Genomic DNA, 294 nt, shown 5'->3' with positions numbered 1-294 from the left:
AGGTTGATCATTGCGAGGTGGATCATGGCTTCGGAGCGGTGCGGGCGGGCTTCGTAGTCGCGGGCGAGGCGGCGGTGGTTCATCAGCCAGCCCAGGGTGCGTTCGACGGTCCAGCGGCGGGGCAGCACGGCAAATCCCCTGGTGGATGGGTCGCGGCGGACGATGTGCATGTCGATGCCGAGGGTGGCGGCATGCTCGACGAGGTGCTGGCGGTAGCCGCCGTCGACCCAGGTCTTGCGGACGGTCGGATGCTCTGCGGCCACCCGTTCGATGAGGGTCTGGCCGGCCACCGAG

General features: G+C 69.0%; 1 protein-coding gene. It reads right to left on the bottom strand.

Annotation, left to right across the window (positions count from 1 at the left end):
• On the bottom strand, positions 1-294 hold a 294-nt coding region (locus N4G66_RS45490; protein ID WP_261710181.1), incomplete at both ends, for a transposase.

Source organism: Streptomyces rhizosphaerihabitans (genome assembly GCF_025399795.1).
GTDB classification, from domain to species: domain Bacteria; phylum Actinomycetota; class Actinomycetes; order Streptomycetales; family Streptomycetaceae; genus Streptomyces; species Streptomyces rhizosphaerihabitans.
Note: the sequence above shows the minus strand (reverse complement) of the source record. Positions and strands in the feature narration are given on the sequence as shown.